The sequence below is a fragment of the Achromobacter sp. genome (assembly GCF_049647645.1).
GTDB lineage: Bacteria > Pseudomonadota > Gammaproteobacteria > Burkholderiales > Burkholderiaceae_B > Achromobacter.
The window spans coordinates 1-25,951 of record NZ_JBARYB010000110.1 but is presented as its reverse complement, the minus strand read 5'-3'; the positions used below and the strand labels follow the sequence as shown (position 1 = coordinate 25,951).

Here is a 25,951-nt window from a genome sequence, read left to right as displayed (position 1 = left end):
TCGGGATGCGTCAGGCTAGTACGCCGTCGCGGGTCAGTTGATCGATGGCGGGGTCATCCAGGCCAAGCAGTTCTCGACACACCTCGCGCGTGTGCTGTCCCAGCAGCGGAGCCGGCGAGGTCGGGGCGGAGCTGGCGCGGGAATAGCGGTAGGGAGCGCTGTTGTAGGTGCTGGGGCCGACTTCGGGATGGTCCAGGGTGACCCAGTGGCCGCGCGCCGCCAACTGCGGATCCTGCTCCAGCACATCGCGCGCGTCGTGCACCATGCCCGCCGGAATGCCGCGCGCTTGCAATGCCGCGACCAGGGCGTGGGCCTCCTCGCCGGAGGTGGCGGCCTGGATCATTGCGTCGACGGCGTCGTGTTCCGCCAGCCGGCCAGGCAGGGCGCTCCATTGGGGGCGCGCGTCCAGGCGCAGCGTGTCCGCCAGCGCCAGCCATTGCTCGTCCGAGCAGATGCTGAGGGCTATCCAGCGGTCTGCGCCCGCGCAGCGGTACACGCCCTGCGGCGCGCGCTCGGGATGGCGGTTGCCTCGACGGGAGTCGACGACGCCGTTGACGAAATAGTTCATCAGGTGAGGGCCCATCATGGATTGGGTGGACTCTACCTGCGCCAGGTCGATGGACTGTCCCTGGCCCGTGCGCCGCTGGTGCCGCAGCGCCGCGAGTATGGCGAACGCCGTATGGCCGGGATTGGGGATGTGATCGGGATAGTTGGTGCCGGTGCCCGCGGGTTCGCGCTCGGGCAGGCCGGTCATGTGCAGCAGTCCCGTCACCGCGGCAATGGTCAGGCCGTAGCCGAGAGCATTGCTGTCGGGGCCTTCAGCGCCTTGCACGGACATGGATGCATAGACCAGCCGGGGGTTCAGGCGACGCAAGGCCTCATAACTCAGGCCAAGCTTGTCCATCACGCCGGGCGTGAAGTTGTTCGTGACCAGGTGCGCGCCGGCCGTCAGGCGCTTGGCCAGGGCCAGCCCTTCCGGGTGCTTGGCGTTCAGCGTAATGCTGCGCTTGCTGGAGTTCCGGTCGGCGAAGTAACCGCTGCGGTTGACGCCGGCAATGCCGTCCTTGAACGGCTTGGTGAGCCGCAAGGTATCCAGCCGGGCAGCTGTCTCGATCTTGATGACGTCGGCGCCCAGGTCGGCCAGGATCTTGGTGGTGTAGGAGCCTGCCCCTATCCAGGAAAAATCGATGACCCGGATACCCTTCAACAAGCGCTTCATTGCACGACTCCCTGCGCGAAAAGCTGTTCCTGCTCGATGGCGTCAATGCCTGCCCGAGACAGGATTTCGCGGGTGTGTTCTCCCAGGCCTGGCGCGCGGCGATACAACCGCCATGGTGTTTCGCTCAACAGATATGGGGCGCCGGGCATGCGCAGCCGGGTGCCGTCGATGGACGTTACGTCGACGAAGTAGTTCCGGTACTCCCGCTGGACGTTGCCGGCGATGTCGCTGGCGTCGCAGATGGGCGCGATCGGAATGCGGTGCTCGCGGCCCATCTGCTCCAATTGCGCCTTGGTTCGGGTGCGTACATATGGCGTGAACACCTGGCCGAAGATCGACTTGGCCTCGTCCGTGGCCAGGAAACCCTGGTCGGTCCAGCGGGGCTCGCGGAACTGCTCCGCGCCCGCCACGCCTTCGCCGATCAGCCATTCGGTGGTGACCGACCAGAACCGGTTGCTGCCGATGCCGCCCGCCATCATGTAGACATAGCCGTCGGCGCAGGCGAAGGCGCCGGTTCCCGCCAGGCGCTGCGTGCCGGCATTGCGCTTGCGCACGGTGCCTTCCAGGTCGTAGAACTGCACGGCGTTTTCCATGCCGAGCACCACGCACTCCTGCATCGATACGTCGATGTGCTGCCCCGTGCCGCCGTTCTCTGTGTCATGCAAAGCGGCCATCGATGCGACGGCGGCGAACAGATTGGCCGCGCCGACGGCCTGTTCACCGCAGGCCACCATGGGCGCGGTGTCGGGATAGCCGGCCAGATACAGCATGCCGCCCATGGCCATGGCCGTGAGGTCGGTCGCCTGCCAGTGCGCATAGGGCCCTTCCTGTCCGAAGGCGGTGATGCTGGTCATCACCAGATCCGTGCGTACGCGGGTCAGCGATGCATGATCCAGGCCGCGGCGCTGCATGGTTCCCGGCTGCTCGCTTTCGATGATGAGATTGCTCACGCCCGCGAGGCTGCGGAAGACGGCTTGGCCTGCGCTCGAATCCAGATCGATGGCGATGCTGCGCTTGCCGGTGTTCTGGTATTGGAACGTGAGGCTGGCGTCGGGCTGGCCCTGCCTGCCTGCAGCATACGGGCCTGTCCACCGGGTGCGGGCGCCTGCCAAGGGTTCGACCAGGATGACCTCGGCGCCCATGTCGGCGTACAGCTTGCCGCAGTAGTTGCCCAGCGGACCGGCGAGGTCGAGGACGGTCAGGCCTTCAAGCGCGGCCTGGTTTGAAGCATTTGATGTGTGCATGAAACAACCAACAGGATGGCGCCGGCGTTGGGGGGAGGTCCGGGCGCGGTCTACGAGGGAGCGGATACGCGCATCCGCTCCGGTACGCGTTATTGCTGCTGATAGACGCCAGCCTTCTTGGCGAGCTCCCGCCATTTCGGGATGTTGAGCTCGACGCTCTTCTGCATGGCTTCGGGGCTGCTGGCGACGATGGTGTAGCCCTGGGCTTCCAGGCTCGCGCGATGTTGCTGCAGCGCCTTCACGATAGCGGCATTGAGCGTCTTGACCACGGCGGGATCGGCCTGCGCCGGCATGTTGAAGCCGTACCAGGTGTCGGAGTCGTAGCCCTTCAATCCGATTTCGTTGAACGTACGGACGTCGGGCAGGATGTCGCTGCGCTTCGGACTGCCTATGCCGAGCAGGCGCAGCTTGCCCTTCTCGGTCAGCTCCTTGGCGGAGGCGGTCTGCACGAACATCATGTCGATATGTCCGCCCAGCAGGTCGACCATGGCGGGAGCGCCGCCTCGATAGGGCACATGCGTGATGTTCACGTCGGCGAGATCCGCGAGCAGCGCGCCCGCCATATGCTGCGAACTGCCCACGCCCGCGGAGCCATAGCTCAGCTTGCCGGGATTGGCGCGGGCGTAGGCGATCAGGTCTTCCGCCGTCTTGAAGGGCGAGTCGAGCGTCACCGCCAGCACCAGGGGCACGGCGACCGCTACCGACAAGGGGCTGAAGTCCTTGAGCGGGTCATAGGCCAGCGATTGGTACATGGCGGGGTTGACCGAGAGTATGCCGTCCGTCGTCAACATGAAGGTATAGCCGTCGGGCTTCTGTCGCTTGACGAAATCGGCGGCCAGCACGCCGCCGGAGCCCGCCTTGTTTTCGACGACGACCGGCTGCTTGAGCGTTTCCGACATTTCTTTCCCGACGATCCGGGCCAAAGCGTCGGTACTGGCGCCGGCGGCGTAGGGAACGATCAGCTTGATTGGGCCGGAGGGATAGGCCTCCGTGGCATGAGCTGCCAAGGCCATCGAGGCCATGGCCGCGCACAGCGAAATGCGCGCGAATATCTTGTGGCAATACCGTTGGGGGAACACCGTCGTCTCCTAGTCTGTTGTTCGGGTGCCGGACGGTTATGCAGGCGTCCATCCAGGCCGGCTCCGAGCACGCCAGGCGAGATGCGCGGGAGTGCTGCAGGCAACAAATGGTATGGGCGGCCGCAATTTCGGGTCAATGAACTAAGTCCATATGTTGAGATATGTAGCGAAGAAGATTGATTGATATCGTTTGGGTGGAAAGAAACCCATCCCCGGGATGTCAATGTATTGGATATGGAAAATATGCTGTACGCAGGTGCGAAATATCCAGCCGGCCGGAATTTCGGGAGAATTGCTCAGGATTATTTGAGTCCATTAATTGGACTAATTACTCGGACCTTGAAAAAGGAAGGCATAGGCCGCCATGCTGGGGGGCCTTTTCAATCGGCCGTTTACCAGTCTCCCGATTCCGGGTTGAGCTCCACGCGCGCGTCGTTTGCCCGTAGCTGCTCTTCGTTCAGCCGCGACGCTGTTGCGGCATCGATGTCGAACTCGATGCCGAGCGCGCCCGCGACACGGGCGTCTTCGATAGGCAGTTCCCAAGTCAGGAACAATTGCGCCAGATCCAGGCCGGCCGCGAAGTCACTCTCGCGAAAGCCCGTGCCGCGGCGCAGGATGACGCCATGCGGTTGGCCGGTGTCGAAGATCATGGCGGTGCCGCGGACCAGGGGTATGCGCATGCCGGTGGCCGGGAAATGCACGTCCAGGCCCTGGTCTTCGCTCAGGAACAGATTGCAGAAGGCAGCGCCGCCATATTGCCCGCCGTCATGGTGGTAGCGGGCGCCGCGGCACGCCATGAGGGCGATGTCGGCGGACCCCAGCACGTCGGCCAATCCCTGCCCTTGCGTCCAGTCGCGCATGGCTTGCAGGCACAGGCCATAGTCGGGCCACCGCGCCTGAGTGCGCGCCAAGGGCATCTGCTCCACGTCCCCGGGTTCCAGGCACAGGCGCGAGGCCATCTCGCGTTTCCAGTCCGCCAGTACGCGCTGGGGCGGCGCGGGCAGGTCCAGCGTGCCGGTCAGCACGGTGCCGCTGACGCTGCGGCTGCGGATGGCGTCGCCGCTCCAGTAGTAGGACACAAATGGGCCGGACGGACGTTGCGGCGGCGGGGCGCGTTTCATTTGAACGCTTCCCGCACGCATTGCGCCATCCGCGTGGCCAGGGCGCTGACCGGGAAATGATCCGAGGTCACGGCATAGCTGTGGAAAGGGATCTGCTCCGAGAAAGGTATTTCACGCAGGCCGGGCAGCTGGAAGGCGCGCGCCACGACCGGGTTGACGATCGATACGCCCAGTCCCTTGTCGACCATGGTGCATATGGTTGTGGCGTAGGGCGTTTCGATCGAAATGACTCTGGAGTCATCCGGAAAATGGCGGTCGATTGCAGCCCTGTTGAAACTCCCGGAGGGCAAGGAGATGAAGTTCTCTTCAGCGAAGTCGGCAGGTTTGAGGAGCTTCCTGGAGGCGAGCCTGTGGGACTTCGCCACGATGCCCACGCCGTAGGCGGTGTTGATCCGCTCATAGCGCAAGCCGGGAACGTCGGTCTGGATGGAGCAGAAGCCGATGTCGCAGAATCCGGTGGCCATCCATTTGGCCACGACGTCCGAGCCTCCGGTGTTGACCACGACGGGTATGTCCGAGACTTGCTGCCGGAACAGCCGGATCGCATCTGGCAATACGCATTGCGTGATGGAGCCCACCGCGCCCACTCTGAGCAGGCCGGTTCCCCTGCGGCGGATCGAACTGGCGCTGTCGTTCAGCGATTCCAGGCCGATGAAGGCGCGTTCCACGTCGGCATAGAACGCCTCGGCCTCCGGCGTGGGAACCAGGCGGGTGCCGACTCGCTGGAACAGAACAAAGCCCAGCGCTTTTTCAAGCAGCGCTATCCAGCGGCTGACATTCGGCTGTGACGTATGGAGCAGGCCGGCCGCCGTGGTCATGGACCGCGTCATCATTACGGCGCGGAAGGCTTCGACTTGTTTGAAGTTCATGCACGGGCCTCGAATAGTCTCGGATAAAGCATATCATTTTTGTATTAATAGCCTTAATAATCTGATTTGACGCATAAGTTGGCCCAAGCGGAGACTGTGGTTTTCCCAGCAGACAGCCGACCGAGATGGAATCCAAAGTAAGCACCCGCCTGAAGCAGGCCCTCGCGCCCGAGGTGATACGGCATATTTTTCTACCGCGCCTGAACCGCGAGTTCCACGCCAATTTCGAGATGTTGAATCAGATCAACCTCGCGCATTTGTTGATGCTGCGCGATCAGGGCATTCTTGACGAAGGCGCCGCGACACGACTCGCCGCCGCGCTGCTCAGGATGCAGGCCGATGGTCCCGATGCCGTGGAACTAGACCCCGCGCGCGAAGAGGCGTACTTCAACTATGAAGCGCATCTCATGAAGTTGGCGGGCCCGGAACTGGGCGGACGGTTGCACACGGCCCGGAGCCGCAATGACATCGGCGCCACCATCGACCGCATCCGCGCCAGGGACTACGCGCTGCGGATCGTACGCGCCTTGATCGAGGTCGCGGAATCGGCCCTGGTGCAAGCCGGCAGATACGTGGACTGCGTGATGCCTGGCTATACGCATATGCAGGCCGCCCAGCCCATCACCTATGGCTACTACCTTTCGGCGCTGACCGAGGCCTGGTCCCGGGATCTCGACAGAATTCTGCACGCGCTCGAAACCGCGGACGCTTCTCCGCTGGGCGCTTGCGCGTTGGCGGGCACGTCCTTTCCCATAGACCGGGCGGCCACCAGTTCGATGCTCGGGTTCAGCCAGCCGTTGGCGAATTCGCTGGACGGCGTCGCGTCGCGGGATTTTGCGCTGGAATTGAGCGCCGCGCTTTCGATCATGATGATTACCTGCAGCCGGATGGTGCAGGACTTCTACATCTGGTCTACCCCGGAGTTCGGCTATTTGTCCTTTCCGGACAGCATCGCCAGCACCTCCAGCATCATGCCGCAAAAGAAGAATCCGGCCGTGCTGGAGTACTTGCGCGGAAAAGCCGGTCATTTGATCGGGCTGACCACAGCGGCCTTCGCCACCGTGAAGTCCACGCATTTCACGCATTCCGGCGACAGCAGCCGGGAGAGCACCCGGACATGCTGGGAGGCCTGCGAAGAGGCGCTGAAATCGCTGGAGCTGATGAAACTGCTGGTGGAAAGGGTTGAACCGAACCGCAAGCGCATGGCGGCCCGCGCAGCGGAGGATTTTTCGACGGTCACCGATCTTGCGGACCTGCTGGTCCGCAAGGCCGACGCTTCCTTTCGCGATGCGCACCACGTCATTGGCGCGGTGGTCCGGAATGCGCTCGACCAGGGCGTGCCCGCCAAGGACATCACGGCGGAGATGATACGCGCCGCCGCGGTCCAGGAATTGGGACGGGAGATCCAGCTTCAACCGGAAGACATCGAAGCGTGCCTGGATCCCGTCCGCAATGTGGCCGCGCGCCTGTCGCAGGGCGGACCGGCCCCAAGCCTGGTGCTCAGGCATATCGGCGATCTGAGCGTGCTGCTGGAAAAAAGGCGCAAGACCATCGCCGCGACGGCCAAGCGCCTGGGCGATGCCAGTGAATTGCTGCAACAGCGCGTCCAGGCGCTTGCGGCAGCTGAAACCGGTGCGCCTGCCGTGCAGGGCGCCTGAACAATCCAACGAGGGAGTTCAATGATGCTGAAATTTTTCGTGATGCTGGCGGCTGCAATGGGAGTCTGCGCGAGCGTCCAGGCCCAAACCTATCCCAACAAGCCCGTTACGCTGGTTGTTCCTTTCGCGCCGGGCGGAACGGTGAACCTGATGGGGCGCCTGCTCGCCAACCATATGTCCGAGGCGCTGGGCCAGCCCGTCATCGTCGAAAACAAGCCCGGAGGCGGAGGCAGCATCGGGGCCAACTTCGTCGCCAAGGCGCCGGCGGACGGTTATACGCTGTTGCTCGCGACCATGGGACAGCAGTCCATCCAACCCTTGTTGACCAAGAATCCGCCCTACGACGCGGCCAAGGACTTTGCACCCGTCGCCCTGTTTTCCACCGTGCCGAACGTGCTGGCTGTTTCCGCCAACACACCGGCCAGGAACGTTGCCGAGCTGGTGGCCTATGCCAAGGAAAATCCCGGCAAGCTCAATATGGCTTCGGCGGGCATAGGTTCGGTCAACCATATGACCGGCGAGTTGTTCATGTTCCGGTCGGGCGCCAGGTTCGAGCACGTTCCGTACCGCGGCGCGGGGCCGGCGACGGCTGATCTGTTGTCGGGGCAGGTGCAGGTCCTGTTCGCCAATCTGCCCAACGTGCTGGCCTACGTCAAGACAGGGCAGGTGCGCGTGTTGGCGGTGGCGAGCGAGACGCGCAGCGCGGCGATTCCGGACGTGCCAACCTTGGCGGAAGCCGGCGTGAAGGATGCCGTCGTCGAGTCCTGGTATGGCGTCATGGCGCCCGCTGGTACCAATGCGCAGGTGATTCAGAAACTGCAGGACACGATCATCGCCATTGCGAACGACAAATCGCTGGTCGCGCAACTGGGCGAGCAAGGCGCGGTGCCATTCCCCGGAACCAGCGCGGATCTGATGAAGCTCTCGAATGAAGAAACGGCGCGTTGGACCAACATCATCAAGAGCGCCGAGATTCAGACGAACTGATGGCGGGAAGGCCGGCCGCGCCGTGGGCGCCAGCCGGCCGGAAAGCTACTCTTGCATCAATGCGGCCAGTCGCTCCACTTCGATCGCCAGCCGGTAGGCGCGCTTCAGGTAGAGCTGGGCGTCGTGCTCCCAGGAGAAGCCTATGCCCCCATGCACCTGGATGGACAGTTTCACGGCGCGCCGCGATGCGCCGGCGGCCAGGCGGGCGGCCAGCGCCGCAAGCTCGGGATCGGCCGCGGCGCGCGTTGCCAGCAAGGCCTCCACGGCATAGCGGCTGTTGTCCAGGCCGCTCCAGGCGTCGACCAGGGCGTGCTTGATGGCCTGGAACTGCCCGATGGGCCGGCCGAACTGTTCGCGCTCCTTGGCGTAGGCGATGGCTAGGTCCAGCGAGGCCGCCGCGGTGCCGACCAGTTGCGCCAGCAGGAAGGCCAGATGATTTTGCAGCGCGGGCAAGACCTGCGCCGCGGGCAGTTCGGCCTGCGCGAGGGCGGGTCCGCGCAGGCGGGCCAGCGCCACGGTGGGATCCAGGCCCTGCACGGTTTCGAGCACAGCCGGGTCGTAACGCGCCAACAGCCAGCCCTGGTCCTGCCGGCTCAGGCGCAGATACTGGGCCGCAGGGCCGTAGGCGTCGATCCAGCCTTGTTCGTCGCCGGCGCGGTCGCAGCGGATGCTGGCCGGATGCAGGGCCAGGTCCAGCATGACTTCCGCCAGGGCGGGCGTTTGCTCCAGCAAGGCGCTGGCCAGAAAGGCCGAAGCGCCATATGGCAGGGTGAGCAGGGCGCGTCCAGCCCATTCGCCCATGAGCTGGGTGCCGGGACCGTACTCGGCCTGGAAGGCTTCCGATCCTGCTTCCAGCCAGCCCCCTTCGGCCAGTTCCTTCCATAGGGCGCGCTGGGCGGTGTCGTCCGCCGGCAGCGCGCGGCGGGCGTAGGCGGCGGGATGCTGCTGTTCCAGCAGGCGGCCGAAGGTGGAGGACAACAGTGTCCTGATTTCGCTATGCATGTTGTCCCCTGTCCTTGGGCAGGCCGAGCAGGCGTTCGCCCACGATATTGCGTTGGATTTCCGAGGTGCCGGCCACGATGGTTTCGGCGCGCGACCACAGGAACTCGCGCAGTACGCTGGCCTCTCCGGCATGGGGCGCGCCAGCCTGCGGGCCGAGGATGGCGGCCTCGCCCAGCAATTCCACCCGCTGCTCCCAGATCCGTTGGCGGGTTTCGCTCCACAGCAGTTTGAGCATGGCGCCGTCGATGCCAGGCGTGTTGCCTGCGGCGACCTCGCGCAGCACGCGGTCCACGCGCCAGCGTATGACCTGGCACAGGTCCGCCAGCTCGCGCACGCGCCGCGCCTGCACGGCGCGCTCGTCCGGGGCCAGCGGAGCCTGCGCCAGCGCTGCGGTCAGTTGCTGCAGCTCGTCTTCCAGCAGCACGACGCGCGGCATGAAGTAGATGCCGCGCTCGTACTCGGCGGCGGCCATGGCGATGCGCCAGCCTTCGCCGGCTGCGCCCAGGATGCGGCCCTCGGGTACCGGCGTGGCGTCGAACAGCACTTCGTTGTAGTCGGCCTCGCCCGTCATCTGGCGTATCGGTTCGACCCGCACGCCCTCGGCCTGCATGTCGATGAGCATGAAGCTCAGGCCGCGGTGGGCCTGGCTGTCGGGATCCGTGCGCACCAGCGCGAAGCACCACTTGGCCAGATGCGCCTGGGTGGTCCAGATCTTGCGGCCGCTGACATTCCAGCCGGCGGCTTCGGGTTTGGCGCGGGTACGCACCGACGACAGGTCGGAACCGGTCTGGGGTTCGGAATACCCTTGGCACCAGATCTCGCTGCCGTCGCGGATGCCGGGCAGGAACTGCGCCTTCTGCGCGGGCGTGCCGAAGCGCAGCAGGGTGGGCGCCAGGATGGCGTGCGCGATGCTGTTGATGGGTTGCGGCGCATGCAGGCGCGCGCACAGTTCGTGGAAGGCGATCAGCGCGGCGGTGCTGAGTTCGCGGCCGCCATACTCGCGCGGCCAGGTCAGCGCGATGAGGTCGGCTTTGCACAGCATGCGGTTCCAGGCCTGGCGGCATTCCTGGGTGTGCGAGGCGGTGGCCGGATGCTGCTCGCGCAGCTGGGCCAGCGCGGTGCGCAGCCAGGCTTCGGCGTCTTCGAGAAAATGTTCGGTGCGTATCATGGTTGAGAGCGATCAGGAGTCGGGATGCAGGACGCGCGGCGCGTCCTCGACGCGCACGGGCGCGTCGATCCAGCGGTGCAGTTCGGAAGGCAGCAGGCCGTCCACCAGGGCCAGGGGCACGAAGGCTCCGTCGCGCACGTCGAAGATGCCGATGTCGGCATAGACGCGCCCGACCACGCCCGCGCCGGTCAGGGGCAGGGTGCAGCGGCCGCGCAGGCGCGGCGCGCCCTCGCGGGTCAGCGCTTCCATCATGACCCAGACGTTGCGCGCGCCCACCGCCAGGTCCATGGCCCCGCCTACGGATGGCATGGGATCGTCCGCGCCCAGCGACCAGTTCGCCAGGTCGCCTTGGCAGGACACTTCGAAGGCGCCCAGCACCGTGATGTCGATGTGGCCGCCGCGCATGATGGAAAACGAATAGACGTGATCGAAGATGGCGGCGCCCTCGGTCAGCGCGATCGACTGCTTGCTGGCGTTGATGAGGTCGCCGTCGGCGGTCTCGTGGTCTTGCAGCAGGCGCATGCCGAGAATGCCGTTCTCGCTGTGCAGCTGCACGCCGCGCGCAGGGTCCAGGCGGTCGGTGACCATGGTGGGCATGCCTATGCCCAGGTTGACCACGGCGTGCGCCGGCAGGTCGTCGGCCACCAGGGCGGCCAGCTGTACACGTGACAGTCTTTTCATTGCGGGCTCCCCAACAGGCGGTGCACAAACAGGCTGGGCGTGACGATGGCGTCGGGATCCAGCGCGCCGCAAGGCAGGATCTCTTCGACTTCGACGATGGTGCTGCGGGCCGCCATGCACATGACCGGACCGAAGTTGCGCTGGGCGCGGCGATAGACCAGATTGCCCGATTGGTCGGCCCGGTGCGCGCGGATGAAGGCGAAGTCCGCGCGCAGCGGTTCTTCCAGCACGTAGCCGCGGCCGCCGAACACGCGCGTCTCGCGGCCCTCGGCCAGCGGCGTGCCATAGCCTGTCGGCGAGTAGAACGGCCCCATGCCCGCGCCGCCGGCGCGGATGCGTTCGACCAGCGTACCCTGGGGCATGACTTCCACCGCCAGCTTGCCGGCCCGCACGCGCTCGCGGATGACGTCGTTGCCCGGCATGCGCGGGTAGGAGCAGACAATGCGGCTGACGCGGCCCGACGCCACCAGGGCCAGGAAGCTGGCTTCGCCGGCGCCGGCGTTGTTATTGATCAGGGTCAGGCCGTCCACGCCTTGTTTGGCCAGCAGGCCGGCCAGCAAGCGCGCGGGTATGCCCGAACCGCCGAAGCCGCCCACGAAGATTACGGCGCCGGATTCGACGCCGCGCAGGGCTTCTTCCACGTTTGCGCAAGTCTTGTCTTTCATTGTTCCTCCTCGGCCCAGGCCGCGCGGCCCTGGGCGCACAGGGCGCCGGCCTGGTGGCAGGCCAGGGCCACGCCTTGCGGCTGGCGCCATAGCGACACGGCCACGTCCAGGCCCGGATAGACCGGCGCCATGAAGCGCAGGTCCAGTTCGCCCAGGCGCAGGCCGGGCAGTTGCCGCAGGCAGGCTTCCAGGGCGCGGTTGACCATGCCCAACAGCGCCGCGCCGTGCAGGATGGGACGTGCATAGCCTGCCCGCCGCGCGGCAGCCGGGTCCACATGCAGCGGATTGCGGTCGGCGTTCAGGCGGTACAGGGCACCCTGGTTGCGGCTGGTGGGCAGGACGATGACGCTGTCCGGTGGCGTGGCGGGCGGGGCGGGGATGGGCGCGGCCAGCGCATCGCTGAGCGCGGCGTCGCCGCCCGAGTAGCCGCCGTCGCCGCGGCAGATGTTCAGTTGTTCGATGACGGCGATTTCCCGCCCCGTGGCGGCGTCGCTCAACGCGCGCCGCGTCACGACGAAGGCGCCGGGGCGCTTGTCGGCGATGCGCGCGACTTCCATCTGGCAGGTGACTTCGCCGGTAGCGGGCAGGCGGCGCGTGAAACGCATGCGCTGCTCGCCATGCACCACCTGGCTCCAGTCCAGGCCGTGGCGCGGATCGCGCATCCAGAAGCCGGGATAGGCCAGCACGCAGGCCATGGCGGGCAGGGCGCGCAGGCCCTGCTCGTAGATGAACCGGGTTTCGTCGCCGACGGGCTCATCTTCGGCCAGGCCCGCGCCCACGCCCAGGGCATACAGGATGCTGTCATCCTCGCCGTAGGCCTGGCGTTCCGGCGCGAAGACGTGCGACTTCAGGCTGCGGTAATCCAGCGCCATGGCGGCCTCAGACCGGATCCCAGGCGAACACCTGGGCCGAGGTGTCCAGCGGCATGAAGGAGGCGCGCAGCGCGGCCATGCCGTGTTCGGCGATGCTCTCCGTGGTCCAGCCGTCCGAGCGATGCACCGAGCGCACCGGACGCGACTGGCTCATCAGGAAAATCTCGTTCAGGCGGATGGCGAAGACCTGCCCCGACACCTCGGCGGAAGCGTCCGAAGCCAGGTAGCAGATCAGCGGCGCGATGGTTTCCGGACCCATGCGGCGGATTTTCTCGACGTGACGCGCCTGTTCCTCGGTTTTGGCCGGGATGGTCTCCGTCATGCGGCTCCAGGCCAGCGGGGCGATGCAGTTCGAGCGCACGTTGAAGGCGGCCATGTCCAGCGCCATGGCCTTGGACAGGCCGACGATGCCGAGCTTGGCGGCGCAATAGTTGGCCTGGCCGCGGTTGCCGATGACCGCCGAGTTGGAGGTCATGTTGATCAGGCTGCCTGCGCCCTGTTCGCGGAAGTGGCGGGAGGCGGCATGGCTGAGGTTGAAGCAGCCGTACAGATGCACCTTGACCACGGCATCGAAGTCCTCGGGCGTGAGCTTGTGGAACATCTTGTCGCGCACGATGCCGGCGTTGTTCACCACGGCGTCCACCCGGCCATAGGTATCGGCGGCGGCTTCGATGATGCGCTGCGCGCTGGTGTATTCGGCCACCGAATCGCCATTGGCGATGGCCTCGCCGCCGGCGGCGCGGATTTCCTCGACCACTTGCGCGGCCGTGCTTTGCGAGGCGCTGGTGCCGTCCAGCGACACGTTCAGGTCATTGACCACCACGCGGGCGCCCTGCGCCGCCAGAGCCACGGCCGCGGCGCGGCCGATGCCGTTGGCCGCGCCGGTGACGACCACTACTTTTCCTTCCAGCATGTCGAATCTCCTTCAGTCCATCCAATTGGTCAGCACGGTGCTCGCCTGGGCGCTCAGCACCCCGCCGTTGCCGTGCACGAGCGCGGTGCGCGCATTCTTGACTTGCCGTTCGCCGCATTCGCCGCGCAGCTGGCGTACCGCTTCCACCAGGCCGAACATGCTGTACATGCCGGGGTGCACGCAGGACAGCCCGCCGCCATTGGTGTTCACCGGCAGCTCGCCGCCGGGGGCAATACGCCCGCCGGACACGAAGGCGCCGCCTTCGCCCTTGGCGCAGAACCCCATGTCCTCCAGGAACAGGATGGGATTGATGGTGAAGGCGTCATAGAGCTGCACCAGGTCGATGTCTGCCAGCGCCACGCCGGCCCGCTCGCGCGCCAGGTCGGCGCTTTGCCCGGCCACCGTGCGGGTCAGGTCGGCCATGCAGGCGATCTGGCGATGCGAGTGCGCCATGGCCGTGCCTTGCACGTAAACGGGCCGCGCGGCATCGGCGCGTGCCGCGGCCGTGACCACGATGGCGCCCGCGCCGTCGGTCACCAGGCAGCAGTCGCGCGCGGTCAGCGGCGAGGAGATCACGCGCGCGGCCAGCACGTCGGCGATGGACAGCGGTTCGCGCTTATAGGCTTCCGGATTCAGCCGCGCCCAGGCGCGCGCGGCCACCGCGACTTCGGCCAGCTGCTCGCGGGTGGTGCCGTACTCATGCATATGGCGGCGGGTCGCCAGCGCGTAGCTGGTGGGCGGATTGAAGGGCTGGAACGGTTCCTCGTAGGGAAACGGATCCAGCCGGGCGCGGGCGCCGGAGGTCGCCGAGACGCCATTGCCGCCGCGCGGGGCGGCGCCGTAGGCGATCACGATGTTGCGGCACAGGCCGGCCTGGATCGCCGCCGCGGCGATCAGCAGGTGGCCGACGAAGGAGGCGCCGCCGATCTGGGTGCTGTCCATGAAGCGCGGGAACAGGCCCAGGTACTCGGAAAGCTTGTTCAGCCACATCGACGAGGACAGGCTGGCGCTCATCAGGCCGTCGATGTCTTCCATGCGCAGTCCGGCGTCGCGCACGGCCTCATGCACCGCCAGCGAGGTGATTTCCAGGTCGTTCAGCCCGCCCGCGTCGCCTATGCCTGCGGTGGCGCAGCCGGTGATGGCGATGGCGCCGCGCAGGCTCTTGTTCCAATCCGTCATGGCGCCTCCCGTCCGAACACCACGCGGGCGCGCTGCGGATCGGGCCGGGCCGTCAGCCGCATGCCGATGCGCGGTTCGCCTTCGTCCAGCAGCGTGGACATCATGCGGAAGCCTTCGTCCATGTCGGCCAGGATGACGTTGCGCGCGGGCGTCTGCGGCGTGGCGGGGATTTCCGAATAGGAATAGAGCGTGGCGCCGGCGCGCATGGGCCGCCAGGCATATTCCTGCGAGCGGCAGTGGGTGCAGTGCGTGCGCGGGAAGAAGAACGAGAGCCCGCAGCTGCGGCACACCTGGACCTCCAGGCGTCCCGCGCGCAGCGCTTCGGCAAAATAGGCTTCCGGCGACAGCGAGCCGATGCGGACCTCACTCATCCTTGACCCCGGCCTGGGTGATGACGGCCTGCCACTTGTCCATTTCGTCGCTGACAAACTTCTGGTATTGGGCCAGATCCATGTCGCCGGGCTCGGAACCGGTGGAGCGGATGTACTCCTGCGTGGCCGGCTGCATCACCGACTTGCGGATTTCGCTGTTCAGCGTCTGCACGATGTCGGCGGGCGTGCCGGCCGGAGCGTAGACGCCGACCCAGGTGCTCAGGTCGAAGCCCTTGTAGCCCAGTTCATTGAGCGTGGGCACGTCGGGATAGCGGGACTGGCGCTGCGCCGAGGCGATGGCCAGGGGCACGATCTTGCCGGCTTGCAGATAGGCATTGGCGGTGACCGATTCGGCCATGCCGACGGGAACCTGCCCCGACACCAGATCCGTCATGGCCGGACCCGCGCCGCGATAGGACACATGCATCAGCGGCAGGCCGCTTTGCGCCCGCAGCAGTTCGCCGACGATGTGGGGCGCGCCGCCGGCGCCGGCCGTGCCGTAGGGCACCGAGGGCTGCTTTTGCGCATAGCTCTTGAAGTCCGCGAAAGTCTTGAGGCCCAGGTTGGCGTTGACCAGCAGGAAGTTCGGGCTGACGGCCAGCAGCGCTACCGGGGCGAAATCCTTGCGGGCGTCATAGGGCAGCTTCTTCAGCACGGGATTGATCACGTGGCTGGTCGCGCCCACCAGGATGGTGTAGCCGTCCGGCTTCTGCCGCGACACGTACTCGGTGGCGATCTGGCCGGTGGCGCCCGGCTTGTTCTCGACCACGAAGGGTTTGCCCAGGCGGGTCTGCAGATCGGCCGCGATGCGCCGCGTCAGGATGTCGGTCATGCCGCCGGGGGCATAGGCCACCACCAGGGTGACGGGCTTGGCCGGATAGGTGTCGGCGGCGGCGATGGCGGGAACAACGGCAAGCAGCGTCAACAACTGCTTCAGGCCAGGCTTGAGTTTCATGTCGGGGTCTCCTCGGGCTGCGGGCTGGATTGCCCTGCTTGGTTATGGCGCCGAGGTGACCGTCCGGATAGCGCGTGGGGTGGGACCTCGACGCGCTAATGATGGAAGCGGTCCATCATGCAAACAATTGATTAATTATCATGAAGGCATTCAGAAAAGCGATGAATCGCCGGCGGCGGCGGGCTGTCCCTGTTCAGCCAGATGCGCTTCGAAGGCGGCGAGAAATGCGGCCGCGGCGCGCGACAGCCGGTAGTCGGCCCGGCGCAGGACCGACAGTTCGTGCAGGGCTTGGGGGCGGTCGGCGATGCACAGCGCTTTCAGGCCCATTTCCTGGCAGACGTTGCGCACGTAGCCCGGCATGACCGTAATGCCCATGCCTCCGCGGATCATGGCGAAGGCGGTGGTCAGGCTGCCGGTCTGCGCCACGCTGCGCACCGTCAAGCCCTGGTCGTGCAGGATCTGGTCCATCTTGCGGCGCACGGTGTAGGTGCCGCGCAGCAGGATGTGGGGGTAGCGGGCCAGCTCGCGCCAGCGCGCCTCGTCGTGCCGCGCCAAGGGATGGCCGGCCGGCACCACGGCATACATGGGGCCGCGGTAGACCACGCGGCTGTCCAGCCTGGGGTCCTGGCTTTCCATCGCCACCAGCCCCAGGTCGGCCTTGCCGTGCAGGACGTGTTCGGTGGCTTCGTCGCCGGTGAGTTCATGCAGGTCGAAAACGATGTTGGGATGCCGCGCATGGAACTGCGCCACCACCGGCGCGATCAGCGTGTGCATCATGATGGGCGAGGCCGCGATGGAGACCTCGCCGCGTTCCAGGCCGGCCAGGCTGCTCAGGCTGCGTTCGGCCGCGCGCAAGGAACCAAAGGTTTCCTGCGCGTAGGCGTACAACTCGGCCGCGCCTTCCAGCAGTTCGACGCCGCGCGCCGAGCGCTCGAACAGCGCCATGCCTATCGTCTTCTCCAGTTCGGAGCAGAGCTTGCTGACGGTGGACTGCGTCAGGTTGAGCGCCTCGGCGGCGCGGGTGAAGTTCTTCAGCTCGTACACGGCGCAGAAGGCCCGAAGCTGGCGCAGCGTGATACCCATGGTGAGACTCCCGCAAGAGGCGGCTATCGTACCCAAGCCGCCCGGGTTCATGCATTTATTCCATTCAAGACTTATTTCATGAAAATTACTCGTTTGTTGTGATGAAACCATACCCTTAGCATCGATGGCCATAACCCTAGCTGGAGTTTCCATGACTGCGCCTATCCCTGCTTTCGCCCATGCCCTCGTGACCCGCGACGAGCGCGGCGTATACACCTTGCAGATCCACGATGCCAAGAGCTTGAACATCCTGGCCTCGGCGGTCACGCTGAGCCTGACCGAGGCCGCCCGCTGGATCGCGTCCCAGGACGACGCCCGCGCGGTGGTCATCCGCGGTTCGGGCGAGCGCGCCTTCGTGGGCGGCGCCAACATATATGAAATGGCCGAGCTCGATCCGCAGGGCGCGCGCGAATTCATCACGCGGCTGCGCGACCTGTGCGATGCGGTCGCCGCGATTCCGGCGCCCACCATCGCCCGCATTCCGGGCTTCTGCCTGGGCGCCGGCATGGAGCTGGCCGCGGCCTGCGACATCCGCCTGGGATCGAAGGACGCGGTCTTCGGCATGCCCGAGGTGCGCGTGGGCATCCCGTCGGTGATCCATGCGGTGCTGCTGCCGGCCATCATCGGTCCTGGCCCCACCAACTGGCTGCTGCTGACCGGCGAGACGGTGGACGCGGCGCAGGCGCGGCAGTGGGGCTTCCTGGAATTCGTCAGCGAAACCGGCGCGCTGGACGCGCTGGTCGAACGGACGGTGGCGCCCATCGCCGAAAGCGGCCCGATCGCCGTGCGCTCGCAGAAGGCGCTGCTGCGCTACTGGAGCGAGTCCACCGTGGAAGCCGGCCTGGACCGCAGCGTGGCCGCGTTCGGCGAGGCCTTCACCACCGACGAGCCGCGCCGCTACATGGCCCCCTTCGTCAACCGCAAGAAGCAGCAGGAGGCCAAGTAATGGCTGGCCCGCTTGCGGGCGTGCGGGTCATCGACATGACTTCGGTGGCCATGGGACCGTACGGCACGCAGATCCTGGCCGACATGGGGGCCGAAGTGATCAAGGTCGAGGCGCCCGAAGGCGATGTGTTCCGTACCTCGGCCCCGGCGGCGAGCCCGGGCATGGGGCCGGCCTACCTGAACCTCAACCGCAACAAGTACAGCGTGACGCTGGACGCCAAGACGCCGGCCGACCGCGACCGCCTGCTGCGCCTGATCGACGGCGCCGACGTATTCGTGTCCAACGTGCGTCCGGCGGCCCTGGCGCGCCTGGGCCTGGACGCGGACACGCTGCGCGCGCGCAATCCGCGCCTGATCCATTGCTCGGCGGTGGGCTTTGGCCAGGACGGCCCCTACGCCGCGCGTCCGGCTTTCGACGACATCATCCAGGCGATGAGCGGAATGGCGGACCTGCAAGGCCGCAACAGCGGCGCGCCGGCCTACGTCAACACCATCATCGCCGACAAGGTGGCGGGGCTGACGCTGGCGTACGCGATTCCCATGGCTTTATACGAGCGTGAGCGTTCCGGCCAGGGGCAGGCGGTCGAAGTCCCCATGTTCGAAACCCTGGTCTCCTTCACCCTGGTCGAGCATATGAGCGGGCACAGCTTCGTGCCGCCGCTGGGACCCATGGGCTACAGCCGCGTGCTGTCGCCGCAGCGGCGTCCCTACCGCACTCGCGACGGCTACCTGGCCTTGCTGCCCTATACCGACGCGCAATGGCGGCGCTTCTTCGCCCTGGCCGAACGCGCCGATCTGGCGGCGGATGCGCGCTACGTCGACGCGGCCTCGCGCGCACGGCACTTCGACGAGCTTTACCAGGACCTGGCGGACATCGTCGCGTTGCGCGGCACCGGGGAATGGCTGGCGCTGCTGGCGGACGCGGACATTCCGCATTCACGCGTGAATACGCCGGAATCCTTGTTCGAGGATCCGCACCTGAAGGCGACGGGATTTTTCCAGCAGGTGGAGCACCCGACCGAAGGACCATTGATGGCCGCGGGCATCCCGGTGCGCTTCTCGCGCACGCCGGGCGAGATCAAGCGCCAGGCGCCGCGCCAGGACGCCGATCGCGATATGCTCGAGCCTGCGCGCTGAGGCCGGCATGGCCGGCGGCGCCTGGCGGCGACTTCGACCATGAACATCACTCTTAAGCAATTGCGCGTGTTTTGCGCGCTTTACGAACTGCGCAGTTTCACGGCGGCCGCGCGCGCGGCCTTCGTGACCCAATCGGCCGTCAGCAAGCTCTGCGCCGAACTGGAGGCCGAGGTTGGCCAACCACTGTTCGAGCGGTCCACCCGCAGCGTCACGCCCTGCGACGGCGCGGCGGATTTCTATGCCTATGCCCAGGAAATCCTGGGCACGGTGCGTGCCGCCGAACGCAGCATGTCGGGCCTGCGCACGCTGGAACGCGGCACCGTGGGCGTGGCTACCTCGCCCCTGATGATGGTCGGCCTGCTGGGCGAGGTGGTGGCCGACTATCACCGCGCCCATCCCAGCGTGAAGCTGGACCTGTTCGAGCTGTCCACCGACGACACCATCGAGCACGTGCGCAATGGCCGCGCAGACTTCGGCATCGTCTCGGTCGAAACCCCCTCGGAAGAGCTGGCCACGCGGGTCATCTACCGCGACACCATGTACGCGGTGTGCGCGCCGCGCCATGCGTTGACGCGCAAGCGTTCCGTGTCGTGGGCCGACGTGGCCGCCCACGATCACATCATGCTGCGCAACGTGTACAGCGTGCGGCGCAGCCTGGACCGCGTGGCGGCCGATCTGAACCTGGAATTCCGCTACCGCATCGAGGCCGGCATGCTGGTGTCGGCACTGAAGCTGGTCGGCGCCGGGCTCGGCATCACGGTGGTGCCCGGCTATGCCTGCGACCTGGCGCGGCAACTGGGCCTGCGCATCCTGGCCATCGATGGTGCGCGCAAGCACGGGCATGAGCTCTGGTTGATCCAGCGCCGCAATGCGCGGCTGTCGCTGGCGGCCACGGCCTTTTTGCAGACCACCGAGGACTATCTGCGCCTGCGGCAGTCTGAAAGCAAATGATCCAGGTTTGGAATAGGTATGAAAAATAGTCGCTTGTTGGGATAAGCGGGTCGCAACCATCATACGGTCCGAGTTCAGGAGGCCGACCTGCGGCCCTGACAGGAGACGAGCATGATCCGACCGTTCAGTGCCCGTCGTCGCCTGCTGGCCGCAGTCAGCCTCATTGTCCTGATGGCGCTGGCCCAGGGCGCGCATCCCGCAAGCCCATCACCATTGTCGCGCCGCTCTCACCTTCCCTACCAGCCCAGCAAGGACGTTCCCGACGCGGTGACGCAGCGCTTGCGCGACGCGACGGGGCGGGCCTTGGGAGATCCGGCATTCCGCGCAGCGCCGGAAGCAATCGGCCGCGCCGTGATGCCGTCCCTGTCCGCGGAAGAGGCGCTGGCGTTTCACGCCGAGGACATCCGGCTCTATCGTGACATGGCTGACGGCTCTACGTTGCCGCAGCAGACAACGCAATCAAAAAAGGTGGAGTCGTGAATATCATTTCCTCGGTGCAATCGGATCTGGCGGAACTCACGCGCATTCGGCGCGACATCCATGCTCATCCGGAGCTGGGATATACGGAAGAGCGTACGGCATCCATGATCGCGCAGCTGCTCAGGGATGCAGGCCTGGAAGTCCACACCGGCATTGGCAAGACAGGTGTCGTCGGGGTGCTGAAAAAGGGTTCGGGCGCGCGCAGCATCGGACTCCGCGCCGATATGGACGCGTTGCCGATACAGGAATTGAACCAGTTCGCGCACGCCAGCCGCCATGAGGGCGTCATGCACGCCTGCGGCCACGACGGGCATTCCGCCATGCTGCTGGGTGCGGCCCGTTACCTGGCGCGCGAAGGCCACTACGATGGCACTGTCCACTTTGTGTTCCAGCCGGCCGAGGAGTCCGGCGCGGGCGCCAAGGCCATGATCGAAGATGGCCTGTTCGAGCGATTTCCGATGCAGGCCATCTTTGGCATGCATAACCGGTCCGGCTTGCCGGTGGGAAAGTTCGGCGTCAACGAAGGTGCGGTGATGGCATCCAGCTGCACCTTCCGTGTCGTGGTCCAAGGGCGGGGCGGGCATGGCGGCCGGCCTCAGCTGTGCGTGGATCCGGTGCCGCCGACGTGCGAGATCGTGCTGGGCATCCAATCCATCGTTGCCCGCAATCTCGATCCCCACGATCCTGGGGTAGTGTCGGTGACGCGGTTGCGCGCGGGCGAGGCCAACAACGTCATTCCAGACCATACCGAGTTCAGCGGAACGATAAGAATTTTTTCGGCGGCGACGCTGGAGCTGATAGAGCGCCGCATCAAGGCGATTGCCGGGCACGTGGCCGCCGCCCATGATTGCGAATGCGAGGTGTCGTTCGAAAGAGGCTATCCCGCCACCATCAACGATCCGGAGGCCGCCAGGCTGGCCCGCCGCGTCATGCGGGATATCGTGGGCGACGAGCATGTGCTGGCGTTGCCCCCTTTGACCGGGTCCGAGGACTTCGCGTTCTATCAGCAGCGCATTCCGGGCGCCTACGTGTTCATCGGCAATGGGTGCGGCGATCACCGCGAGCCCGACCATGGCGCGGGGCCATGCGTGACCCACAACGCCAGCTACGATTTCAACGACGGCATCATTCCCCTGGGCGCCACGTATTGGGCACGTCTGGCCGAGGCCTATCTTTCTGTCTGAGGGCCGCGGCGGGGGGGCGGGGCGGCTGGGGCCACCCCGATTTTCTTTGCGCGTTCAGAAGATCTCGAACAGTCCCGCCGCACCCATGCCGCCGCCCACGCACATGGTGACGACCGCGTACTTGGCGCCGCGGCGGCGGCCCTCCAGCAGCACATGGCCGGTCAGCCGCGCGCCGGTCACGCCGAAGGGATGGCCCAGCGAGATCGAGCCGCCGTTGACGTTGAGCCGCTCCATCGGGATGCCCAGGCGGCGCTGGCAATACAGCGCCTGCGAGGCGAAGGCCTCGTTCAGTTCCCACAGATCGATGTCCTCGACCTTGAGGCCATGGCGTTCCAGCAGGCGGGGTACGGCGTAGACCGGGCCTATGCCCATTTCGTCAGGAGCGCAGCCGGCCACGGCCAGGCCGCGGAAAGCGCCCAGCGGTTCGAGGTTGGCGCGTTCGGCGTCGCGGGCTTCCATCAGCACGCAGGCCGAGGCGCCGTCGGCCAGTTGCGAGGCATTGCCGGCGGTCACGTAGCGGTCCGGACCCATGACGGGAACCAGTCCCGCCAGGCCTTCGGCCGTGGTGGACGCGCGGTTGCAGTTGTCGGCGCTGACGGTGACTTCCTCGCGGCGGGTGGCGCCCGTGGCCTTGTCGGTGATTTCCATGGTGGCGCGCACGGAGATGATCTCGTCCGCGTAGCGGCCTTCGCGCTGTGCCGCGGCGGTGAGCTGCTGGCTGCGCAAGGCAAAGGCGTCCTGGTCTTCGCGGCTGATGCCGTAGCGCTGCGCCACGACGTCGGCGGTGGCGATCATGGGCAGGTAGAGCCCGGGGATCTGGTCCTGCAGCCAGCTGTCGATGCCGCTGACGCCGTCGTCGCGGGTGCGCAGCAGCGAGCAGCTTTCCACGCCGCCAGCCACGACCGGGCCGGACTGGCCCATGACCACGCGCGCCGCCGCGTCGGCCACGGCCTGCAGGCCGGAGGCGCAGAAGCGGTTGACGGTGGCGCCGGCAACGCTTTGCGGCAGACCCGCACGCAACGCCGCCTGGCGGGCCACGTTGCGGCCGGTGGTGCCTTCTGGGTAGCCGCAGCCCAGCACCACGTCCTCGATGCTGTGCGGATCCACGCCAGCACGTTCCACGGCGGCCTGGATGGCGTAGGAGGCCAGGGTCGGCCCCTGGGTGATGTTGAACTCGCCACGCTTGGACTTGGTGAGCGGGGTGCGCGCGGTGGCGACGATGACGGCTTCTCGCATGGTGCAGCGATTCCTTATTTGGGTTGGTTCAGCTTGCCGAAGGTGGCGCCTTCGCGCGCCAGGCGCCGCAGCAGTTCCGAGGGGGCCCAGAACGCCGCGTCTTCCTCGGCATAGGATTCGATGTCGGCCAGGACGGCCGCCAGGCCGACGTCGTCGGCGTACTTCATGGGGCCGCCGCGCCAGCGCGGAAAGCCGTAGCCGTTGACCAGCGCGGCGTCGATGTCGGCGGGCCGCAGGGCGATGCCGTCGTCCACCACCTTGGCGGCTTCGTTGACCAGGGCAGCCATGTAACGCCGCACGATGTCCTCGTCGCTGAAAGGGCGGGCTTCGATGCCGCGCGCGGCCCGTTCCTGATCGATCAGCGCCAGCACTTCGGCGTCGGGCCTGCCGCGCTGGCCGCGTTCGGGGTAGAGGTAATAGCCCCGGCCGGTCTTCTGGCCGAACCAGCCGCGCTCGCACAGCCGGTCGGCCACGCGCACGTAGCGGGTTTCGGGCGGGCGGGTGGCGGCCTTGCGCTTGCGCGTCGCCCAGCCGATGTCGCCGCCGGTCAGGTCGGCGGTACGGAACGGACCCATGGCGTAGCCGAAGCGTTCCAGCGCCTGGTCGATCTGGTAGGGCGAGGCGCCGTCTTCCATCATGTGGTTGGCGGCCTCGCGGTATACGTAGAGGATGCGGTTGCCGATGAAGCCGTCGCACACGCCGGCGCGCACCGGCACCTTGCCCAGGCGCCGCGCCAGCGCGAAGCCCGTCGCCACCACGTCGTCGGCGACCTGCTCGGGCACCACGATCTCCAGCAGCTTCATGATGTTGGCGGGCGAGAAGAAATGCAGCCCGATCACGTCCTGCGGGCGAGAAACGCTGCGCGCAATCTGGTTGATGTCCAGGTAGGAGGTATTGGTGGCCAGGATGGCGCCAGGCTTGCAGGCCCGGTCCAGTTCCGCGAACACCTGCGTCTTCACGTCCATGTCCTCGAACACCGCTTCGACCACCAGGTCGACCGAGGCAAGCGCCGCGTAGTCGGTTGCCGCGCTCAGGCGCGATAGGCGCCGCTCGCGCGTGGCTGCGTCGAGCCTGCCGGAACTGACCTGCCGCTGGTAGACGCTATCGATCCGCTCCTGGCCGGCCTGCAGCGAGGCGGCGTCGCGTTCGATCAGCACCACGTCCAGGCCGGCATCCAGCATGGCCACGGCAATGCCGGCGCCCATGGTGCCGCCGCCGATGACGCCGGCCTGTTGCACGGGGCGCGGCCGGACCGCGCCGGCCGGCGATTTTCCGGCCTGCCTTTCGGCGAAGAAGGCATGCGCCAGGCCTTTGTGCTCAGGGCTGGCCACGCATTGCAGAAAGGCCTCGCGCTCGAGCTTCAGGCCCTCTGCCAACGGCAGTTCAAGCGCGGCCTGCAGGCAATCCAGCAGCAGGCGCTGGGCCGGCAGGGAATGGGGCTTGGCGGCCAGGCGCTCGCGTTGCGCCGCCAGGGCGGCCAGTCCAGCCTGTTGGTCGTTGGCGGCAGAGGCGTCGCGGCGCACCATGGCATTGCCCCTGCACAGCGCCCGGGCCTTGCGTACCGCGCAGTCCAGCAGTTCGGCTTCGTCGCAAACCTCGTCCAGCAGGCCCAGCGCCAGCGCGACATTGCCGTCCACGCTACGGCCTTCCAGGATCAGGGGCAGGGCAGCCGCTGCGCCGATCAGGCGCGGCAGGCGCTGCGTGCCGCCACCACCGGGCAGCAGGCCGATCTTGACCTCGGGCAGTCCGAGCCTGGCGCCGGCGGCGCCGACGCGGGCATGGGCCGCCAGCGCCAGTTCCAGGCCGCCGCCCAGGGCCACGCCTTGCAGGGCCGCGACTATCGGCTTGCTGCTGGCGGCGATGAGGCTGGCCACGTCGCCGGCCCAGGGCGCCTGCCTGGGCTGGTCGAATTCCCGGATGTCGGCGCCGGCGCTGAAGTTGCCCTGCGCGCCGTGCAGCACGATGGCCAGCACGGATGTGTCCTGGGCGGCGGCCTGCAAGGCTTCATGCAGTTGCTGGCGCAGCGGGTGGTCCAGCGTGTTGAGGGGAGGGTGGTTCAGGCCCAGCAGCAGGACGCCGTCCTGTTGGGTGGCCTGGATACGGTCTGTTGCGGTGGTTGCCATGGCGGGGTCTGGATGAGTAAAGGCGGAGATCAGGCGTCGGCGGGGGCGGCCAGACTGTCGGACAGCAGGGTCTGATGGTCGTCCTGCGAGCCAAAGGCCGCGTCGCAGCACAGCAGCTTGCGGTAGTAGTGGCCGATGGGATATTCGTAGGCCATGCCCATGCCGCCATGCAGTTGGATGGCTTGGCCGCCCACGTGGCGCGCGCTGCGGCCCACGGTCAGCTTGGCCAGGCTGAGGTCGCGGCGCGCCTCGGCGTCGCCGGCGGCGGCTTCGTCCGCGCGCAGGGCGGCCAGCAGGGTCATGGAACGCGCCCGCTCGGCCGCAATCAGCATGTCGACGTAGCGGTGCTGCAGGACTTGCAGCGCGGCCAGCGGCTTGCCGAACTGGCTGCGTTCGTGCAGATAGTCGCGGCAGATCTCCAGCGAACGCTCCATGGCGCCCAGCGCCGCCGCGCAGCTGGCCGCCAGGCCGCGGTAGACGGCGCGCAGCAGCAGGGTTTCTGCTTCCTGGCCGCTGGCCAGGCAGGCCGCGGCCGGCGTGTTCTCGAACAGCAGGTCGGCGCTGCGGGTGCCGTCTGCCAGCGGGGCGCCGGCGCGGGTCAGTCCCGCCGCGTTGCCTTCCACCAGCAGCAGCGCCAGGCCGGCTTCGCCGTTTGCCGTCACCACCAGCCAGTCGGCGTCCGCGCCGTTGTCCACCAGCGTCTTGCGGCCGCTTACGCGCCAGCCCTGGCCATCGCGTTCGGCGCGGGCGTCGGCCTGCAGCGGCGCGAAACCGCGGTCGCTTTCGGTCCAGGCCAGGGCCAGGCTGGCCTGGCCGGCGATCGCGGCCT

General features: G+C 67.0%; 25 protein-coding genes. 7 read left to right on the top strand and 18 right to left on the bottom strand.

Annotated features, from left to right (window positions below; all coding sequences use genetic code 11):
• Window positions 1–10 precede the first annotated feature (10 nt).
• The 5 genes from WBB14_RS13420 to WBB14_RS13400 all read right to left on the bottom strand — a co-directional run bounded on the left by WBB14_RS13420 (window position 11) and on the right by WBB14_RS13400 (window position 5,532).
• Window positions 11–1,219 carry a CaiB/BaiF CoA transferase family protein gene (locus WBB14_RS13420; RefSeq protein ID WP_424240263.1) on the bottom strand — a complete coding sequence of 403 codons (1,209 nt, stop codon included), beginning with the start codon at window positions 1,217–1,219 and terminating at the stop codon, window positions 11–13.
• A complete protein-coding gene (locus WBB14_RS13415; protein WP_424240262.1) occupies window positions 1,216–2,463 on the bottom strand; it encodes a CaiB/BaiF CoA transferase family protein in 1,248 nt (415 codons plus the stop codon). Before WBB14_RS13415 ends, WBB14_RS13420 begins: the two co-directional genes overlap by 4 nt.
• A gap of 89 nt (window positions 2,464–2,552) precedes the next feature.
• Window positions 2,553–3,542, bottom strand: coding sequence for a Bug family tripartite tricarboxylate transporter substrate binding protein (locus tag WBB14_RS13410; RefSeq protein ID WP_424240261.1), 990 nt, complete (start codon window positions 3,540–3,542; stop codon window positions 2,553–2,555).
• 392 nt (window positions 3,543–3,934) lie between these two features.
• Window positions 3,935–4,663: a hypothetical protein gene (locus WBB14_RS13405; RefSeq protein WP_424240260.1), complete on the bottom strand. Its 729-nt coding sequence runs from the start codon at window positions 4,661–4,663 to the stop codon at window positions 3,935–3,937.
• The gene (locus WBB14_RS13400; RefSeq protein ID WP_424240259.1) at window positions 4,660–5,532 is read right to left on the bottom strand and encodes a LysR substrate-binding domain-containing protein; all 873 of its coding nucleotides are present in this window, start codon (window positions 5,530–5,532) and stop codon (window positions 4,660–4,662) included. The genes WBB14_RS13405 and WBB14_RS13400 overlap by 4 nt, the downstream gene beginning before the upstream one ends.
• Window positions 5,533–5,657: 125 nt before the next feature.
• On the opposite strand from WBB14_RS13400, the gene argH reads away from it, so the two are divergent.
• Together argH and WBB14_RS13390 are read left to right on the top strand one after the other, a co-directional pair.
• A complete protein-coding gene (argH, locus tag WBB14_RS13395) occupies window positions 5,658–7,190 on the top strand; it encodes an argininosuccinate lyase (protein WP_424240258.1) in 1,533 nt (510 codons plus the stop codon).
• 24 nt (window positions 7,191–7,214) lie between these two features.
• On the top strand, window positions 7,215–8,177 hold the full coding sequence (locus tag WBB14_RS13390; protein ID WP_424240282.1) for a Bug family tripartite tricarboxylate transporter substrate binding protein: 963 nt from the start codon (window positions 7,215–7,217) through the stop codon (window positions 8,175–8,177).
• A gap of 45 nt (window positions 8,178–8,222) precedes the next feature.
• On the opposite strand, the gene WBB14_RS13385 is transcribed toward WBB14_RS13390, so the two are convergent.
• From WBB14_RS13385 to WBB14_RS13340, 10 genes are all read right to left on the bottom strand, one after another.
• Window positions 8,223–9,179, bottom strand: coding sequence for an acyl-CoA dehydrogenase family protein (locus WBB14_RS13385; RefSeq protein ID WP_424240257.1), 957 nt, complete (start codon window positions 9,177–9,179; stop codon window positions 8,223–8,225).
• Entirely contained in the window at window positions 9,172–10,347 is a 1,176-nt protein-coding gene (locus WBB14_RS13380) for an acyl-CoA dehydrogenase family protein (RefSeq protein ID WP_424240256.1), read from the bottom strand. The genes WBB14_RS13385 and WBB14_RS13380 overlap by 8 nt, the downstream gene beginning before the upstream one ends.
• A 12-nt stretch (window positions 10,348–10,359) precedes the next feature.
• Complete coding sequence (locus WBB14_RS13375) at window positions 10,360–11,028, bottom strand: CoA-transferase (RefSeq protein WP_424240255.1); 669 nt, start codon at window positions 11,026–11,028, stop codon at window positions 10,360–10,362.
• Window positions 11,025–11,693 (bottom strand): 3-oxoacid CoA-transferase subunit A, encoded by a 669-nt coding sequence (locus WBB14_RS13370; protein WP_424240254.1) that lies wholly within the window; start codon window positions 11,691–11,693, stop codon window positions 11,025–11,027. The genes WBB14_RS13375 and WBB14_RS13370 overlap by 4 nt, the downstream gene beginning before the upstream one ends.
• Window positions 11,690–12,565 (bottom strand): MaoC/PaaZ C-terminal domain-containing protein, encoded by an 876-nt coding sequence (locus WBB14_RS13365; protein ID WP_424240253.1) that lies wholly within the window; start codon window positions 12,563–12,565, stop codon window positions 11,690–11,692. The genes WBB14_RS13370 and WBB14_RS13365 overlap by 4 nt, the downstream gene beginning before the upstream one ends.
• Window positions 12,566–12,572: 7 nt before the next feature.
• Window positions 12,573–13,478, bottom strand: a complete 906-nt coding sequence (locus tag WBB14_RS13360) for an SDR family NAD(P)-dependent oxidoreductase (protein ID WP_424240252.1) — start codon at window positions 13,476–13,478, stop codon at window positions 12,573–12,575.
• Window positions 13,479–13,490: 12 nt separating this feature from the next.
• Complete coding sequence (locus WBB14_RS13355; protein WP_424240251.1) at window positions 13,491–14,657, bottom strand: acetyl-CoA acetyltransferase; 1,167 nt, start codon at window positions 14,655–14,657, stop codon at window positions 13,491–13,493.
• Complete coding sequence (locus WBB14_RS13350; protein WP_424240250.1) at window positions 14,654–15,028, bottom strand: Zn-ribbon domain-containing OB-fold protein; 375 nt, start codon at window positions 15,026–15,028, stop codon at window positions 14,654–14,656. Before WBB14_RS13350 ends, WBB14_RS13355 begins: the two co-directional genes overlap by 4 nt.
• Window positions 15,021–15,983 carry a Bug family tripartite tricarboxylate transporter substrate binding protein gene (locus WBB14_RS13345; protein ID WP_424240249.1) on the bottom strand — a complete coding sequence of 321 codons (963 nt, stop codon included), beginning with the start codon at window positions 15,981–15,983 and terminating at the stop codon, window positions 15,021–15,023. The genes WBB14_RS13350 and WBB14_RS13345 overlap by 8 nt, the downstream gene beginning before the upstream one ends.
• A 150-nt stretch (window positions 15,984–16,133) precedes the next feature.
• The gene (locus WBB14_RS13340) at window positions 16,134–17,066 is read right to left on the bottom strand and encodes a LysR family transcriptional regulator (RefSeq protein ID WP_424240248.1); all 933 of its coding nucleotides are present in this window, start codon (window positions 17,064–17,066) and stop codon (window positions 16,134–16,136) included.
• Between the two features lie 151 nt (window positions 17,067–17,217).
• Between WBB14_RS13340 and WBB14_RS13335 the strand changes: the two genes are divergently transcribed.
• From WBB14_RS13335 to WBB14_RS13315, 5 genes are all read left to right on the top strand, one after another.
• Entirely contained in the window at window positions 17,218–18,012 is a 795-nt protein-coding gene (locus WBB14_RS13335; protein WP_424240247.1) for an enoyl-CoA hydratase, read from the top strand.
• On the top strand, window positions 18,012–19,148 hold the full coding sequence (locus WBB14_RS13330) for a CaiB/BaiF CoA transferase family protein (protein ID WP_424240246.1): 1,137 nt from the start codon (window positions 18,012–18,014) through the stop codon (window positions 19,146–19,148). Before WBB14_RS13335 ends, WBB14_RS13330 begins: the two co-directional genes overlap by 1 nt.
• A 39-nt stretch (window positions 19,149–19,187) precedes the next feature.
• Window positions 19,188–20,099: a LysR family transcriptional regulator gene (locus tag WBB14_RS13325; protein ID WP_424240245.1), complete on the top strand. Its 912-nt coding sequence runs from the start codon at window positions 19,188–19,190 to the stop codon at window positions 20,097–20,099.
• A 111-nt stretch (window positions 20,100–20,210) separates the two neighbouring features.
• The gene (locus WBB14_RS13320; protein ID WP_424240244.1) at window positions 20,211–20,579 is read left to right on the top strand and encodes a hypothetical protein; all 369 of its coding nucleotides are present in this window, start codon (window positions 20,211–20,213) and stop codon (window positions 20,577–20,579) included.
• Window positions 20,576–21,763, top strand: a complete 1,188-nt coding sequence (locus tag WBB14_RS13315) for a M20 aminoacylase family protein (protein ID WP_424240243.1) — start codon at window positions 20,576–20,578, stop codon at window positions 21,761–21,763. The genes WBB14_RS13320 and WBB14_RS13315 overlap by 4 nt, the downstream gene beginning before the upstream one ends.
• Window positions 21,764–21,817: 54 nt before the next feature.
• Here the strand turns inward: WBB14_RS13315 and WBB14_RS13310 are convergent, their stop codons facing one another.
• The 3 genes from WBB14_RS13310 to WBB14_RS13300 form a co-directional block, all read right to left on the bottom strand.
• Complete coding sequence (locus WBB14_RS13310; protein WP_424240242.1) at window positions 21,818–22,999, bottom strand: acetyl-CoA C-acyltransferase; 1,182 nt, start codon at window positions 22,997–22,999, stop codon at window positions 21,818–21,820.
• Window positions 23,000–23,013: 14 nt separating this feature from the next.
• Window positions 23,014–25,122, bottom strand: coding sequence for a 3-hydroxyacyl-CoA dehydrogenase NAD-binding domain-containing protein (locus WBB14_RS13305; RefSeq protein ID WP_424240241.1), 2,109 nt, complete (start codon window positions 25,120–25,122; stop codon window positions 23,014–23,016).
• A gap of 29 nt (window positions 25,123–25,151) precedes the next feature.
• Window positions 25,152–25,951: acyl-CoA dehydrogenase family protein (locus WBB14_RS13300; RefSeq protein WP_424240240.1), on the bottom strand; the 800-nt coding region annotated here is incomplete at its 5' end.